Origin of the sequence: Tistrella mobilis KA081020-065 (genome assembly GCF_000264455.2) — a bacterium.
Taxonomy (GTDB): Bacteria; Pseudomonadota; Alphaproteobacteria; order Tistrellales; family Tistrellaceae; genus Tistrella; species Tistrella mobilis.
The window spans coordinates 865,311-880,994 of record NC_017956.1 but is presented as its reverse complement, the minus strand read 5'-3'; the positions used below and the strand labels follow the sequence as shown (position 1 = coordinate 880,994).

Here is a 15,684-nt window from a genome sequence, read left to right as displayed (position 1 = left end):
CGGCCGGGCCTCGTCAGTCCGGGCGGGAAGGCCTCCCCGCCCGGATCTGCCGCACCAGATCCATCCGCTGCTGCCGGGCCGTCCGGAAGCGGTCTTCCATCACCGCAAGAACCGCCGCCGGAGCCGTCTCGGGGGAACCGGCATCGAAAGGCGGCGCCGGGTTGTATTCCATCCGCAGCTGGATCGTCTCGGCAGCCTGACGGTCCAGCAGCCGGGCGATGATGGTGAGGCCGAGGTCGATGCCCGCGGTCACCCCGCCGCCGGTCATCCGGTTGCGATCGATGCAGACCCGCTCCCGCGAGACGGTCACGTCGAACAGGGCCAGCGCCTCCACCGCGCTCCAATGGGTCGCCGCCCGGTAGCCGTCGAGCAGCCCGGCCGCAGCCAGAACCAGCGATCCCGTGCAGACCGAGGTGACATATTGCGCGCCGGCAGCCTGGCGGCGCAGGAAATCCAGCACTTCGGCATCGTCCATCAGCGCGTCGGTGCCATAGCCGCCGGGCACGCAGATCACGTCCAGTTGCGGGCAGTCGGCGAAGGTGGTCGTGGGCGTGATCGACAAAACGCCGTCGCTCTGGACTGCATCTGTGTTTTTCCAGAGCAGATGAACCTCTGCCCCGGGTAGAAATGAGAACACCTGGAGTGGCCCGGTCATATCCAGCTGGGTGATATTCGGAAAGACCAGAAGACCGAACCGCAGATTCTTTGACATCGAACACCTCGAAACGACTTGACGAGATGACGGTGCCATGTTCGGATTAAATCCGAAATGCCGTAGTTCCCTCATAAACGGACAGAACCGTGATCGGCATCCTGATCTTTCCCGACTTCCAGCTTCTGGACGCAACCGGCCCTGCCTCGGTCTTCGAGATCGCGCAGCGGCTGGTGCCGGCCGCGGCGACCGCCGGGATGATTGCGGTGCGCCCCGGCGTGGTGCGCAGTTCGTCGGGCGTCGAGGTTCTGGCCGGCGGGCTGGAGGCGGTGGATGACATCACCACACTGGTGGTCGCGGGCGGCTTCGGCGTCGACCAGGCGGTCGACTGCCGCGACACGCTCGCCCTGCTGCGCCACCTGGCCCGGCGCGGCACCCGGATCGCCAGCGTCTGCTCCGGTGCCTATGTCCTGGCGGCGGCGGGGCTGCTCAACGGCCGCAAGGCGACGACGCATTGGTGCCGCACCCAGGATTTCGTCGCCCGCTATCCCGAGGTCCGGCTGGATCCCGACCGCATCTTCCTGCGCGACGGCAATATCTGGACCTCCGCCGGCATCACCGCCGGCATCGATCTGGCCCTCGCCCTGATGGCCGAGGATCATGGCGATGCGGTGGCGAAAGACATCGCCCGGCAGCTGGTGCTCTACCACCGGCGTGGCGGCGGGCAGTCGCAATTCTCGTCGCTGCTGGAGCTGAAGACCCCGGACGGGCGCTTCGGGCCCCTGCTCTCCTGGGTGCGCGAGAACCTCGACAAGCCGCTGACGGTGGAAAGCCTGGCCGAACGGGCGGGGTTGAGCCCGCGCCATTTCGCCCGCAGCTTTACCGCGGAGACCGGCTCGACCCCGTCGAAGGCGATCGAGCGGCTGCGGCTGGAGGTCGCGCGCGAACGGGTCCAGTCCTCGGGCGACTCGATCGAACGGGTCGCCGAGACGACCGGGTTCGGCGATGCCGAACGCATGCGCCGCGCCTTCCTCCGCGCCTTCGGCCATCCGCCGCAATCGGTGCGTCGGACGGCGCGACTGTCCTGAAACGCCGCATTCAGGTGAAGAAGGGCCAGATCAGGCAAAGGGCCAGGGGCCGGGAAATATCCCCACTGGCAGCAGGTGGGTGATCAGGCCGGTGCCTGGGCGCCAGTGATGCAGCAACAGGGCCGGCGGTTCCAGAAACGAGGCGGGCTCTGCCCCGGGCTCCGGGCGGAGCGCGATGGCGGTGGTCGTGCTGGGGGCGGTGACCAGCAGCGTGCCGGCAAAGCGCATCTGCATATGACGGTGGATATGGCCGCAGGTGATCCGCTCCACCTGCGGATGGCGGGCGATCACCGCCGCCAGCCGGTCGGCGCCGAGGCAGCGATAGATGTCGATATAGGGAATGCCGCTTTCGAAAGGCGGATGGTGCAGCATCACCAGCGTCGGCCGGTGGGGGGAAGCGGCAAGGGTGGCATCCAGCCAGGACGCAGCCGCGTCATCGACCATGCCGTGATGGGCCCCGGGCACGGTCACGTCCAGCCCGACCACACGGACCGGTCCCTTGTCCTCCACCACCAGATGCAGCGGCCCTTCGGCCGGCAGGAAACCGTCCGCAGCGAAGGCCGCACGGAAAGCGTCGCGGTCGTCGTGATTGCCGGGCAGCGCGACCAGGGGCGCGTGCAACCCGCCCAGGATCTCCCGCGCCATGGCGTATTCGTCCGCCCGGCCCTCGTCGACCACATCGCCCGACAGCAGCACCAGATCCGGCGCCGGCGAAAGCGCGTTCAGCTGGCGCACCGCCGCGGCCAGCTGCGCATTGGAATCGACCACCCCCTGATAAAGCCGTCCGCGCGGGCGGATATGCGGGTCGGATATCTGCGCGATCAGCATGAATGCCCCTCTCTTCTTCCGTCTCCGAAAACCGATCCCGAAGCTCTAGAAATCGAAGCCGAGCTGCCGCGGATCGACCGGCTTGCGGCGGCCCCGGCGCGGGGCTGGCGGGGCCGTGGCCGTGTCGGCCGGCACGGCTGCAGCGATGGCGATCTGAAGGCGGAGACGTGCGGCGCGGAGGGTGGCTCCGGGATCGGCGACCGGGTGCGGGTAATCGCGGCCGAGGGTGAGGCCTGCCGTGGCCAGCACGTCCGCCGGTGCCGTCCAGGGGGCGTGCAGCCAGGCGGCGGGCAGACGGGTGAGCGCCGGCAAATGGCTGCGGATGAAGCGGCCGTCGGGATCGTGGCGTTCCGAGAAGCGCACCGCGCTGCCCGGCCGCGGCACAGTGCCCCCGGGGGCACCGGCGGTCTGATCGCGCAGCCGGCGCCAGTGGATCGCCGGTTCGTAGTCGACCAGGCCGCGGGCCAGCGCCAGGCCGGCCCGCACCGGATCCAGATCCAGATGCAGCACCGCCACCTGCATGACCAGCGCCCGTAAGGTGAAGGGCAGCCAGCCGTCGCGGGCGAGCGCCTTCATCGCCGCATCGACGATCGGCCAGCCGGTCTCCCCCCGGCTCCAGGCGTCGAAGAGCGGGGTGCCGGCCGCCTGGGGCATCAGCTCGCCGGGCAGATCCTGCGGCGGGTCGGCAAGGGCCGCGCCGCGCAGGTTCAGCCGTTCGCCGAAGACCTCCAGCGCCCGCGGCCGGGCGCCGGTGATCGCCTCAGGCAGGTCGCGCAACTCGTCGCGGCGCCGGGCGGCCGCCGCCCGCACCTCGCCCGCCGACAGCGTGCCCCAGGCCAGATGCGGCCCCAGCCGCGACACCGCCTCTCCCGCCACCGCCGGGATCGCCTGGTCGCGCAGATAGCGCGGCAGCCGCCGCTCAAGAAAGCGGGCGGTGGCGGCAAGCCCGGCGCGCCGCCCCCCGGCCGGGCGGCCGGGGCAGGTGTCGGGCAGCCAGCCCGGCACACGATCGCCCATCACCCGGTCGATCGTCTCGGGGATGGCACCCGGCTCGATACCGGCAACCGGCGGCAGCGCTTCGGGGGCCGGCAGCGGCGCCCTGACGGCCGGGCCGGGCGTCGTCACCCGCCAGGGAATGCCCTCCCCCGCCGCCCAGGCGGCCACGGCGGCATCGCGGTCGCGGGTGCCGGGCGTGCCGTCGTCGGCATGGGCCCAGAGCCCGGCGATGCCGTGGCTGCGATGCAGCGCCGCCAGCACCGGCACGGCGGCCCCGGTGCGCAGCACCAGCGGCTGGCCCAGCGCCGCCAGATCGCGTCTCAGATCGACCAGCGCCTCGCGCAGGAACGCCCAGTGGCGGCCGGCCAGATCGGCCCGCCGCCAGAGATCGGGATCGAAGACATAGAGCGGCAGCAGCCCGGCACCCGCCGCCCGCGCCGCCTCTGCGGCCGCCGTCAGCGGCGCATGGTCGGCCGGGCGCAGATCGCGCCGGAACCAGACCACCTGCACGCCTGCCGCCGTTCCGGCCATGCCCGTCTCCCCGTTATCGGTTCCAGGCGCAGGATAGCGCAGCCACGACACGAGTCCATGACAGCCGGAGGGCGACGCCCCACGGCTGCCCGCCGGTTGACCATTGATCCCAAAGCGGGTTCCCTCGTATAGTCCGATCCATGAGGATCATCGCCCGCAGCACGCTTCACGATCTGATCGCCGACCTGAAGGGCCACAGGGACCGACGGGCGGTCAGAACCGCGCTCGACATCTGGGTCGCCGAGGTTTCGGCGGCTCAGTGGCCGGATGCCGCCGCATTGACCCGGCAATACCCGACCGCAAGCCTGACCGGTGTCGACCGGGTGGTGTTCGGCATCAAGGACGGCGGCTATCGCCTGGTCACGGCCGTCGACTTCGACAGGGGCATCGTCTGGATCCGCTGGGCGGGCCGGCACCGGGCCTTCGATAAAATCGACGTCATGGAGGTGAACCATGTCCGCGAGCCTGAAGCCCATCCGCACCGGATCGGACCACGCGGCGGCGCTCGCCGAGCTGGAGCAGCTGTGGGGCGCCCCGGCCGGCAGCCCCGAAGGCGACCGGCTTGAGGTTCTGACCATCCTGATCGAGGCCTACGAGGCGCAGCATTTCGCGCGGAACCATCCCGATCCGATCGATGCCATCCTGTACCGCATGAACGCCCTGGGGCTGAAACGCCGGGATCTGGAGCCGATGATCGGCACCCGCGGCCGGGTCGCCGAGATCCTGAACCGGCGCCGCCCGCTTTCGATCGAGATGATCCGCAAGCTGCACGAAGCGCTGGAGATCCCGGCCGAGGTGCTGATCCGCCAGACCGAGATCGTGCCGCCCACGCCCCTGGCCTCGACCACGTCCGACGGCGACTGAACGACAGCCGCCGCCCTTTTACGTGCCGCAGAAGGTCCGGTAGCGGCCGCTGCCCACGGGCGGCGGTGCCTCATAGGCGTCGAGGCCGTCCCGCGCCTCGTAGGGGCGGGACACCACCTCCAGCAGGCGGCGGAACGGGGTGAGATTGCCCTCTTCCGTCACGGCGGCCAGCGCCATTTCCACCTGGTGGTTGCGGGGGATATAGACCGGGTTGGCTGCCGCCATGGCGGCCTGCTGCTCGGCCTCGGGCGCATCATCGGCCGCGCGGCGGCTGCACCAGCGCGCATGCCAGCTGCGGAAGCCTTCGTCGGCCCAGACGCCGTCTTCCGGCAGCCGGCCCATCGTCAGGTGGCGGAAGGTCAGCGTGTGGTCGGCGCCACGATCGACCATCCAGGCGACCAGATCGCCGATCAGCGCGGCATCACCCGGCTGTTCCGACACCAGGCCCAGCTTGCGGCGCATCATCGCCTGCCAGGCGGTGGTATAGAGCGCCTCGAACCCCTGGATCCGCTCCTGCGCCACGGCCACCGCCGCCTCCTGGTCGTCGTCGATCAGCGGCAGCAGGGCGCCGGCCAGGCGGGCCAGGTTCCACTGGGCGATGGCCGGCTGGTTGCCATAGGCATAGCGGCCACCGCGATCGATGGAGCTGAACACCATCGCCGGGTCGTGGGCGTCGATGAAGGCGCAGGGGCCGTAATCGATGGTCTCGCCCGAGATGGTCATGTTGTCGGTGTTCATCACCCCGTGGACGAAGCCGACCCGCATCCAGTCCACGATCAGCGCCGCCTGGCGCCGGATCACGTGATCGAGCAGCGCCAGCGCCGGCACCCGGTCGAGGGCTGCATCCGGATCATGGCGGGCGATGGCATAGTCGAGCAGCGCCTTCAGCCCGGCGACGTCGTGGCGGGCGGCGGCATACTGGAAGGTGCCGACCCGCAAATGGCTGGCGGCGACGCGGGTCAGGATCGCCCCGGCCAGCACCTCTTCGCGATAGACCGGCTCACCCGTCGCCACCACCGCCAGGCTGCGGGTGGTGGGGATGCCGAGCCCGTGCATCGCCTCGCTGATCAGATATTCGCGCAGCATGGGCCCGAGCGCGGCGCGGCCGTCGCCCATCCGCGAATAAGGGGTGGGGCCCGATCCCTTGAACTGAATATCGACCCGGTGGCCATCGGGGGTCAGATGCTCCCCCAGCACGATCGCCCGGCCGTCGCCCAGCATGGTGAAACCGCCGAACTGATGGCCGGCATAGGCCTGGGCCAGGGGTTCGGCACCGTCGGGCAGACGGTTGCCGGCGAAGAGCGCCGCAAGCTCCGGAGACCGGTCGTCGATCCCGCCCGGCGGCACCAGCCCCAGCGCATCGGCAAGCCCCTGATTGAAGACCACCATCACCGGCGCCTCCACCGGTGTCGGCCCCTGCCGGGTGTAAAAGGCCCCGGGCAGACGCGCATAGCTGTTGTCGAACCGCCAGGTGAGAGCCGTCATGACGTCGGGTCCTCGCTGAAGATGGCAGCCCCGGGGGGCGCCGACTGTACCCACCCTGCCTGGACTGGCCGGTGCCTGTCCAGGGGCGTCAAACGACGAACCAAAGCAGCGCCAGCCCCATGCCGGCCAGGGTCATCGGCACGCCCGATCGGGCATGGGTCGCGAAATCCACCACCAGCCCCAGGCTGCGGACGCGTTCGACCGCGATGATATTGGCAAGGCTGCCGACCACCAGAAAGTTCCCGGCCAAGGTCGAGAGCACGGCAAGCGCGGTCAGCGCCGCCGGCGACCAGTCGGGCTGGATGGCCAGCAGCAGCATCACCAGCGGCACATTGCCGATGGTGTTGGAACCGGCAAGCGTCAGCGGGGCCATCACCGCCAGCCGGTCCGGCGCGATACCGGCCCCCGCGAGCCAGGCCAGCGCCTGCCCCGGCAGACCGGTGGCGGCGAAGGCGCCGGTCACCACGAACAGACCGGCGAAGAGCAGCAGCAGCGACCAGTCGACCTCGGCCAGCAGGCGGCGGGTTTCGATCCGCCGGCTGATCATCAGCGCGGCAGCGATGGCAACCGCAGCCTCGACATGGGGCACCGGGGTCGAGAAGGCGACCAGCACCGCAACGAGCGCCACCACCGCCTTGATCAGCGCCGGGCGGTCGACGGCCGGCGCCATCCCCATGTCGGGGGCCGTCCCGGACAAGCTGTCCGCCGCCAGATGCCAGCGCCGCCGCCAGACCAGGACGATGGCGAGATGCACGGCCAGAAGGGCCGCGAGCGAGGGCACGGCCGCCGCCGCGGCATAGCTCCAGAAATCGAGCCCGCCCAGCTGGCCGATCAGGATGTTCTGCGGATTGCCGATCAGGGTCAGCGCCGACCCGGCATTGGCCCCGCCCGCCAGCCCCAGCACGAAGGGCCGGGGATCGAGCCCCCGCCCCCACACCCCACGGGCCAGCGGCAGGGCCAGCGCGAAGACCACGACATCGTTCGACAGCACGGCGGAGGTGAGCCCTGAGACCGCCACCACCAGCCCCAGCAGCAGAGCCGGCCTCACCCGTCCCGCCGCCAGCCGCGCCGCCGCCCGGTCGTAGAAGCCGGCGAGCGCGAACTGCGCCGACAGGATCATCAGCGCGAACAGCAGGATCAGCGTCGGCCAGTCGATCGCCGCCAGCGCCGCCTCGGGCGCCACCGCCCCACTGATGACCATGGCCAGCCCGCCGATCACGGCGATCCCCGTCCGGTCCACCGCCAGCCCCGGCCAGCGCCCGGCCGCCATGCCGGCATAGACCGCCAGGAAGATGGCGAGGGTGAGCCAGGTCATGCCGCTACCGCTGACGGCATGAAGCGTTGCGGGCCTGCGGGCGGACGTGATGCATGGCTTCAGAGCCTCGGACGGAATGGCATATGCATCCCGTCAATCGGCCAGTCAGACAGGTAAGTCAAGATGCCGCTTGCCGGGCGCCTGTCAGAAGGGCGGCTGGTGGTAGGGCGCGCTCCGGAAACGCCCCCAGCCCGGCGACGGGCATGAGACGTAGCCCCAGCCATCCGGGATCCCGCAATTTCCACGGCAGCCCACGCACCACGACATCGCGCCGCGGAAGCTCCGGATGGGCTGCGGTCAGGGCTGCAACCGCCGCCAGCCCGCCCGGCACGAAAGGCCCGATGAGCCAGAATCGGCCCTGGCCCTGCCGTCGGCGGCCATGGATGATGTGGAAGCGTTCATCGCCCTGGTGGATCGGGTCTTCCAGCTCGCAGTCATCGATACAGACGATCTCCGACGGTGCCACCTCCGTCACCCTGCCGTTTCTGGTGATCCGCAGGCGGCCGTCGGCATAGTCGACACGCTCCATCGCTCAGTCCCCGGTCGAGCATCTGGTTCCTGGCATCTGGTTCCTGGCATCATGGGCCTGACCCGACAATCATGCCCCTGAAATTCAACTCATGGTGCGACAAGACCGTGACATGCCGGCGGCTGCGGGCCGCCCCTCAGATCCGCTCGAACGTCACGAAGGGGGAGAGCAGCGAGATCAGGAAAGCGGCCGGGTTGAGCAGCGGCGGGGCATCGTGGAGCAGCGGTTCGGCGCGAGCGGCGGCGTCGATATCGACCGCGTCCCCCGTGCCGGGGACCAGGGCATCGGCCAGCGCGCGGGCGATCAGGGCCTGGCCGGCGCCGTTGAGATTGAGGTTGTCGATGCCGTAGAGCCCCGGGGTTTCGGGATCGGTGATCAGATTGCCGAGGGCCAGACGGCGGCCGCCGACATCGACCGGCAGGCCCGCGCCGCCATGCTTCTGGTCGTAAGGGGCCAGCACCGCAGCCGGATCGACCTCGATCACCCGGTCGGCCGCCCGACCAATGGCGCCGCGGAAGGCCTCCACCGCCTTGCGCCAGGTTTCGGCGGCGTGGGCGTCGAACTCCACCACTTCTCGGCCGGTCATGTCGCCGCGCATGGCCAGGAAGCCGACATAGCGCCGCCAGTGGTCGCGCGCCTTGGGGTCGCGGCCGGGATCCTGCTCGTCCGGGTGCAGGGTCTTCGGACGGAGATTGGCGACCAGGCCGGGCCGGGGCAGGCCCAGCAGAACCACGCGCTGCGTCTCTTCCAGGCCCGGCGCCAGGGCCTCGCCCAGCCGGCGCATCGCCTCGGGCAGACGGGCGAGACGGCGGTCGAAGACGTCGATCCGCTTGCCGGCCATGATCGCGCTCACCAGCCCGTCATTCTGGCCGACGCCGATCACCAGCCGCTTGGGCCGGCGCAGATCGACATGGTCGACCTGGGTCAGCCCGTCGAGTTCGGCGAGGCCGCGCGGGTTGAGGGTATGGACGGTTTCCACCCCCATATGGATCTCGACCAGCTCGTCACCCGGCAGGCCCGCGGCGGCCCGGAAGCGCTTCGCGGCTCCCGCCAGCATCCGCCGCGCGCCGCCCGCACTGCCCGAGGCCGCATCGGTGAGGTCGGCCACCGCCGCGCCGGAAATCGCGAGCACGTCGAACCAGGCCGGACCCTCGGCCTTCGGGCCGGCCAGATCCGCCTCCCACAGCGCCAGATCACCCAGGATCCGCTCACGGAAACCGGCGACGTTCAGGGCACCCGCCGCCAGATCGCGGCAGGCCTGCTCCATATCGGCCAGCACCGCCCGGGGCAGCGTCACCGGCCGGATCGGCAGCCCGGCAGCCGCAGCGGCCAGCACCGGCGGTGCCGCCGCCGCGCGGCGGCCGTCGAGGGTGGCGGAACTCATCCCGTTGAGCGCGTTGTCGCCGATCACCATCAGCTCGGGCGACCGGAAGCCGCGCCCGTCGATGGCGTCGATCATCTCTGCCAGCGCAGACCGCGCCGCGGGTTCGAGGGCCATGATCCTTGTCTCCTCCCTGGACGCGGGGCCGGAGCGATCATCCAGGCATGATCTGACTGCATGCCATCAGATGCGCGCATCCCGCGCTTTTCTTATGGTGATAACTATACCATGAAGAGAAACGACACGGCTACGGTCGCGCCGGGGATGCAGGAGCAGAGAGGCGGCAGCGCCTGGCCTGGCTTCGTTCACCGAAGATATCGGCATAGAGGGCCTCCACCGCGGCCGCCTCGGCGTCGGTGAGGGCCTGGAACTCCCCGCGGCGCGGCAGAGGCACGTTCAGCCGGTACGCCTCGATCAACGCGGCATACCCCGCCGGTGTTGCAGGCGCCGGCAGACGCCGATCCCCAAAGACCGTCACACGACCGGGAAACGCGGCATCCGATGCGGCACGCATGACAAATCCTCCGGCTGTCGTGAAAAACGATTCCACGCCGTGAAGAGCGATTCCTCAAGCCCTTTGATCGTGAAAAACGATTCCAAAGACCTTCGCCGTCAGCGCGCCCGACAAAAAACCGCCGGGCAGCGCTGCCCGGCGGTGGGGTGGGTCGGCGGGTGGGGCGACCTTATTTCGCGGCGAGCAGGGCCGCCTGAAGCGCCTTGTCCTGAACGACCTGGCGGACCGCCTCACGCAATGCCTCTTCCAGCGCCGGGGCGGCGTTCTCGGCCGAGGCCATCATGATGTCCTTGTTCATGCCGACCGCGCGATAGGCGCGGCTGTAGACCAGCGTGCCGTCGGGCTTCGTCGCGGTCAGCATGAAGGCGACCTCGGCCACGGCATCGCCGCTCCAGAAGCCGGTCTTGAAGTCGTTGTAGAAGGTCTGGGTCTCGATGACGACGTGGATGCCGCCCTCGCCGAGGGTGAAGCCCAGCGACTGCAACTCGGTGCGCACCGCGTTCGCAACCTCGGCGACCACGTCATTGGCCGCCAGGATGCGGGCGGTCTCCATGCCGTAGCCGTTCTTCTTGCTGGAGATGCGATCGCGGTTGGCGACGCGGCCATCCTGGCCCACCACCTCCAGCGTCACGTCCGACGCCCCCTGCACCAGCTCCAGATTGGCCGGGGCGGTGTAATGGACGGGGATCGAATCCTCGGTGAAGGCGCAGGCGGAGAGCATCAGCAGCCCGAGGGCCACGGTGATGAGCTTCTTCATGGGCGGGTCCGGCTTTCTTCTGGACGTCAGCGGGCCGTCGGGGGTCAGTCGACGATCTTCACTTCCTTGGGGCGCGACACTTCCGATGGCAAGTTGGCGGTGGAGAGCACGCGCTGATAGCTGCCATTGGTCTGGATCATCACCGGGGCGCCGGGTGCGAAGATCTCGTCGCCCTCGTCCTGTTCCTGGACCACGGTGATGGTCTTGCCATTGGCCAGGATCAGCACGTATTCGATGCCGACCCGGTCGGCCGCCGCCTGCTCGATCACGGCACCTGCGACCGCACCGACCAGCGCACCGCCCAGAATAGCGGCGACATTGCCGGTGCCCTGCCCCACATTCGACATGGCAAGCCCGCCGGCGGTGCCGCCGACCACGGCGCCGGCGCCGGTGTTCTGGCCGGTGATGTCCACCTGGCGCGACGACAGCACGGTGCCGAAGGCCACCTCGCTCGCCCGGCCGACGTCCTTATAGCTGTAACGGCTCTGCCCCTGCGTCGCGCAGCCACCGAGTGCCATGGCCAGCCCGGTCATCAGCGCGATCCCGGCGATTCCAATCCTCGTCCGCCTCACGCACGCCTCCTTCAAGAGATGTCAGGTCCCGAAAACGCGCGGAGGTTATGCCAGGGATATGGTTAATGCAACGACGTGTCCGCACCTTGTCGCCAAAGGTTTACCACAGAACGAAAAACCGCCGGGCACCGCTGCCCGGCGGCTTCTGTGCAGATGCGGTTACCGCGCAGACTGCACCGCTCAATGAGCGGTGGCATCTCCGGCGGTCTCGATCACCGGCAGCTCGATGTCGCGGCGGTTGACCACCTCGTCGCGCATGCGGGCGATGACCTCTGCGATCGGCATTGCCCCCAGATCGGTGCCGTTGCGCAGGCGCACGGCCACGGTCCGGTTTTCGGCCTCCTTGTCGCCGACCACCAGGATGTAGGGGATCTTCTCCAGCTGGGCGTTGCGGATCTTCTTCTGCATCCGCTCGGTGCTGGTATCCACCTCCACCCGAAGGCCGCCGGTGCCGGTGGGCACGTCAGCGTCGAACAGCAGGTTGCGCACCTCTTGGGCATAGTCGTTGTGCCGGTCGGCGATCGGCACCACCATGGCCTGCACCGGGGCGAGCCAGGTAGGGAAGTTGCCGGCGTAATGCTCGATCAGGAAGGCCACGAACCGCTCGTGGCTGCCCAGCGGCGCCCGGTGGATGACGTAGACCGGGTGCTCCTTGCCGTCCTCGCCGATATAGGTGAGGTCGAAGGTCTGGGTGGCCAGGAAGTCGAGCTGATTGGTCGAGATGGCGTATTCGGTGCCGATGACCGACTTGATCATGAAGTCGACCTTGGGCCCGTAGAACGCCGCCTCGCCTTCCACCTCGCGGAAGGGATAGCCCGACTCGATCATCGCCTCGCGGATGATCTTCAGCGCCGCCAGCCACTTCTCGGGCTCGTCGACATATTTGTCGAGCTTGTCGAGATCGGGCAGCGACAGGCGCATATAATAGTCCTTGATCCCGAACAGGTCATAATAGCGGGCATGGAGCCGCATGACCTTCAGGAACTCGTCCTTGGCCTGATCGTAGCGGCAATAGATATGGGCGTCGTTCTGGCAGAAGCCGCGCACCCGCATCAGGCCCGACAGCGCGCCGCTCGCCTCGTAGCGATAGACCTGGCCGTATTCCGACAGGCGCACCGGCAGGTCACGATAGCTGTGCTTCTCCGCCAGATAGACCTGGTGGTGATGCGGGCAGTTCATCGGCCGCAGATAGAAGCGCTCGCCGTCGATCTCGAAGGGCTTGTACATGTCCTCGGCATAATAGGGCAGATGCCGGGACCGGTAGTACAGCTCTTCCTTGGTGATCTGCGGGGTGACGACACGCAGATAGCCGTCGCGCCGCTCTTCCTTCTGGGCCAGGAATTCCAGCTCGTCGCGCAGCGCCGTGCCGCGGGGCAGCCAGAGCGGCAGGCCCGCGCCCACCTCGGGCGAGAAGCGGTAGATCTTCAGCTCGCGGCCGATCTTGCGATGATCGCGCAGCTTGGCCTGTTCCATCTGCCACAGGCAGTGCTCCAGCTCCTCCTTGGTGGGGAAGCAGAGACCATAGATGCGCTGCAGCTGCGGGCCGTCGCTGTTGCCGCGCCAATAGGCGCCGGCGATGTTGATCAGCTTGAACTCGCCGCACTGGCCGGTGTTCTCGACATGCGGCCCCCGGCAGAGGTCGACGAAATTGCCCGTGGTGTAGAACGAAACGCTGTCCACGCCCGACTGGTCGCCATCGACGGCGGTGTCGTCGCCGGTCTCCTTGGCGATGGCGGTGGTGCCGCGATCCCGCAGCAGCTGGAGCAGCTCGACCTTGTAATCCTGGTGATGCTCACGCATGAAGCCGATCGCATCCTCGATCGGCAGTTCGCGGCGGTCGAACCGCAGCTTCTTCTTGCGCAGCTTACGCATCATCTGCTCGATCTTCTGCAGATCGTCGAGCTTCAGCGGCTCGGGCAGGTCGATGTCGTAATAGAAACCGGTCGCGGTCGGCGGCCCCACGCCGAATTTGGCTTCGGGATAGAGTTCACGGATCGCCGCTGCCATCAGATGCGCACAGGAATGGCGCATTGCATAGACGTCCGGCGCGATCTCGCTCGCCATGGGTCATGTCCTCATCTGCGAGGCGCGCCACCCGCACCCGCATACGACACGGGTGGGCCATGAACGCGCCTTTCCGAGAAAGGGGTATAGGGCCCGCCAGGGGCCATGGTCAAGGACCGCAGATGTCGCAACACCCCGACATCTTTTCAAGCCAGCCCGATACTTGTGGCGGCAGTGCAGGGCGCGCATACCTGCGCCTGCGCGCTCCGGCTGCATGCCGCCGCGCGTTTTCGCGGGACAGTTACTACCATAAGTTCGAAATCATGATTAAGCTCCCGGTCGAGTTGTTGCCCCCTCCTCCGACCGACCAGGAGCCCGATGTTCCCCCGCCTCGCTTCCGCGGCTGCCGCCCTGCTCGCCCTTCTGGCCCTGCCGGCCCAGATCACACCGGCCCTTGCCGCCGACGTCACCGGTCGTGCCAGCGTGATCGACGGCGACACGCTCGACATCCACGGCACCCGTATCCGCATGTTCGGCATCGATGCGCCGGAAAGTTCGCAGATCTGCGCCGATGCACAGAACCGTGCCTGGCGCTGCGGCCGCGACGCGACACAGCTGCTCGACCGGCTGACCTCGGGACGCACCGTCGCCTGCGAGATCGTCGATCGCGATCGCTATGGCCGGGTGGTGGGGCGTTGTGCGGTGAATGGCGAGGACATCAACCGGCGCATGGTCTCGGAAGGCCTGGCGGTGGCCTATGTCAATTACGGCCGCGACTATGTACCGGCCGAAGCCGAGGCGAAGGCTGCGAAACGGGGGCTGTGGTCGGGCCGCTTCGTGATGCCCTGGGACCATCGCAAGGGGGTGAAACTGAACCCGCCACCGGGAGCACTGGTGCCGGCCAAGCCCGAGCGCGCGCCGGCCACGCCCGCCACCGGCAGCGGCGGCCATCCCAAGGGCTGCGACATCAAAGGCAACATCTCCAAAGACGGCCGGCGGCTGTATCATGTGCCCGGCAGCCGGTCTTATGAGCGCACCCGCATCGACGAAGGCGACGGCGAACGCTGGTTCTGTTCCGAAGCCGATGCCCGCGCCGCCGGCTGGCAGAGGGCCGGCGGCTGAGCCTGCCAAGGGCGAGGTTGGGGCGAGGGCAGGGTTCGGGCGAGGGCAGGGTTCGGGCGAGGGCACGGGCCGCCCCCCGCCGGTCACAGTTCGCACATCGGCTGATCACGCCCGCGCGGCCACAAACTGCGGCATCATCGGATCGATATGGGGCGCGGTCTTGTTCTGTGGACAGGTCCCTGCCTCGACCCGATGGAGCAGATGTCCCGATGCGCAACCGCGCCAGGCCCCACCTCCCCTGCAGAAACCGGCGGATCGTCGTCAGCGTCGCCGCCGGCACCGCCCTTGCCGCGATGCTGGGCACGCCCGCCATGGCCGGCGACGGCGGCAGGCTGGTGATCGCAGCTGTGCCGGGGCTGGAAGTCGCCCTCGAGGTGCCGGCAGCCCCGGGACATCGCCGCGCCATCGGCCGTTACGATGATCGTTATGGTGGCGGTTTCGACAGCCCTCGGGGCGCTGAAGCCGAGCTTTGGTCGGAATGGGACGAAGCCGATGTCTGAGCACCCGTCTGCCCCGCACCGGTCAGTGCGGCGCCATCTGGCCGTTCTGGCCATATCCCTGATCGCCCTGCCCGGCATTGTGGCCGGGCCCGGTGTCTTCAATCCCGCGCTGGCCGACCCGCCCCCGCATGCAAAGGGCGGTGGCGGGCCGAAACATGGGAAGCATGACCGGGACGACCGCCACGATGACCGCGGTCCCGGCCGGCATGATCATCGCCATGACGATCGTGCACCGGCCCTGATCAATGTGAACATCATCACGGGCAACGAGCGCCGGATCATCACCGACTATGTCGGCGACCATCGCGGCCTGTTCACCTACGAGCCGCTGCCGCCGGGCATCGCGCGCAATCTGGCGCGGGGCAAACCGCTGCCGCCGGGCATCGCGAAGCAGCGCCTGCCGGGCCCCCTCTACGATCGTCTCCCCCGGCGCGAGGGATATGAATGGATCCAGGCCGGCCGCGACATCCTGCTGATTGCAGCGGCGACCGGCGTGATCGTCGATATCCTGAACAACGCCGTCGATTGAACCGGCGGCGGACGGCG

At 68.9% G+C, this 15,684-nt stretch carries 17 protein-coding genes; 6 read left to right on the top strand and 11 right to left on the bottom strand.

Annotation, left to right across the window (positions count from 1 at the left end):
• Window positions 1–13 precede the first annotated feature (13 nt).
• Complete coding sequence (locus tag TMO_RS04010; protein WP_014744311.1) at window positions 14–712, bottom strand: DJ-1/PfpI family protein; 699 nt, start codon at window positions 710–712, stop codon at window positions 14–16.
• A gap of 89 nt (window positions 713–801) precedes the next feature.
• Here TMO_RS04010 and TMO_RS04005 point away from each other — a divergent pair, with 89 nt between their 5' ends.
• Window positions 802–1,740, top strand: coding sequence for a GlxA family transcriptional regulator (locus TMO_RS04005; RefSeq protein WP_014744310.1), 939 nt, complete (start codon window positions 802–804; stop codon window positions 1,738–1,740).
• A gap of 30 nt (window positions 1,741–1,770) precedes the next feature.
• Here the strand turns inward: TMO_RS04005 and TMO_RS04000 are convergent, their stop codons facing one another.
• Window positions 1,771–2,568, bottom strand: coding sequence for a phosphodiesterase (locus TMO_RS04000; protein ID WP_014744309.1), 798 nt, complete (start codon window positions 2,566–2,568; stop codon window positions 1,771–1,773).
• Between the two features lie 45 nt (window positions 2,569–2,613).
• Complete coding sequence (locus tag TMO_RS03995) at window positions 2,614–4,095, bottom strand: FAD-binding domain-containing protein (RefSeq protein ID WP_014744308.1); 1,482 nt, start codon at window positions 4,093–4,095, stop codon at window positions 2,614–2,616.
• A gap of 140 nt (window positions 4,096–4,235) precedes the next feature.
• Between TMO_RS03995 and TMO_RS30240 the strand changes: the two genes are divergently transcribed.
• Window positions 4,236–4,661 (top strand): type II toxin-antitoxin system HigB family toxin, encoded by a 426-nt coding sequence (locus TMO_RS30240; protein ID WP_081598764.1) that lies wholly within the window; start codon window positions 4,236–4,238, stop codon window positions 4,659–4,661.
• Complete coding sequence (locus tag TMO_RS03990; RefSeq protein WP_014744307.1) at window positions 4,549–4,959, top strand: helix-turn-helix domain-containing protein; 411 nt, start codon at window positions 4,549–4,551, stop codon at window positions 4,957–4,959. The genes TMO_RS30240 and TMO_RS03990 overlap by 113 nt, the downstream gene beginning before the upstream one ends.
• An 18-nt stretch (window positions 4,960–4,977) precedes the next feature.
• Here the strand turns inward: TMO_RS03990 and TMO_RS03985 are convergent, their stop codons facing one another.
• From TMO_RS03985 to thrS, 8 genes are all read right to left on the bottom strand, one after another.
• Window positions 4,978–6,444, bottom strand: a complete 1,467-nt coding sequence (locus TMO_RS03985) for a protein adenylyltransferase SelO (protein ID WP_014744306.1) — start codon at window positions 6,442–6,444, stop codon at window positions 4,978–4,980.
• Between the two features lie 88 nt (window positions 6,445–6,532).
• Window positions 6,533–7,759: an SLC13 family permease gene (locus TMO_RS03980; protein WP_014744305.1), complete on the bottom strand. Its 1,227-nt coding sequence runs from the start codon at window positions 7,757–7,759 to the stop codon at window positions 6,533–6,535.
• Window positions 7,760–7,877: 118 nt separating this feature from the next.
• Entirely contained in the window at window positions 7,878–8,288 is a 411-nt protein-coding gene (locus tag TMO_RS03975) for a hypothetical protein (RefSeq protein ID WP_014744304.1), read from the bottom strand.
• A 136-nt stretch (window positions 8,289–8,424) separates the two neighbouring features.
• Entirely contained in the window at window positions 8,425–9,786 is a 1,362-nt protein-coding gene (locus TMO_RS03970; protein WP_014744303.1) for a hypothetical protein, read from the bottom strand.
• 130 nt (window positions 9,787–9,916) lie between these two features.
• Window positions 9,917–10,183, bottom strand: a complete 267-nt coding sequence (locus tag TMO_RS03965; RefSeq protein WP_014744302.1) for a hypothetical protein — start codon at window positions 10,181–10,183, stop codon at window positions 9,917–9,919.
• Window positions 10,184–10,352: 169 nt separating this feature from the next.
• Window positions 10,353–10,940, bottom strand: coding sequence for a YajG family lipoprotein (locus TMO_RS03960; RefSeq protein ID WP_014744301.1), 588 nt, complete (start codon window positions 10,938–10,940; stop codon window positions 10,353–10,355).
• 44 nt (window positions 10,941–10,984) lie between these two features.
• Entirely contained in the window at window positions 10,985–11,473 is a 489-nt protein-coding gene (locus tag TMO_RS03955; RefSeq protein ID WP_051045300.1) for a hypothetical protein, read from the bottom strand.
• A gap of 219 nt (window positions 11,474–11,692) precedes the next feature.
• Window positions 11,693–13,576: a threonine--tRNA ligase gene (gene thrS / locus TMO_RS03950; protein ID WP_014744299.1), complete on the bottom strand. Its 1,884-nt coding sequence runs from the start codon at window positions 13,574–13,576 to the stop codon at window positions 11,693–11,695.
• Between the two features lie 318 nt (window positions 13,577–13,894).
• Here thrS and TMO_RS03945 point away from each other — a divergent pair, with 318 nt between their 5' ends.
• The 3 genes from TMO_RS03945 to TMO_RS03935 all read left to right on the top strand — a co-directional run bounded on the left by TMO_RS03945 (window position 13,895) and on the right by TMO_RS03935 (window position 15,667).
• Complete coding sequence (locus TMO_RS03945; RefSeq protein WP_014744298.1) at window positions 13,895–14,638, top strand: thermonuclease family protein; 744 nt, start codon at window positions 13,895–13,897, stop codon at window positions 14,636–14,638.
• Between the two features lie 209 nt (window positions 14,639–14,847).
• On the top strand, window positions 14,848–15,138 hold the full coding sequence (locus TMO_RS03940) for a hypothetical protein (RefSeq protein WP_014744297.1): 291 nt from the start codon (window positions 14,848–14,850) through the stop codon (window positions 15,136–15,138).
• Window positions 15,056–15,667: an anti-virulence regulator CigR family protein gene (locus TMO_RS03935; RefSeq protein ID WP_322111257.1), complete on the top strand. Its 612-nt coding sequence runs from the start codon at window positions 15,056–15,058 to the stop codon at window positions 15,665–15,667. The genes TMO_RS03940 and TMO_RS03935 overlap by 83 nt, the downstream gene beginning before the upstream one ends.
• Window positions 15,668–15,684 lie beyond the last annotated feature (17 nt).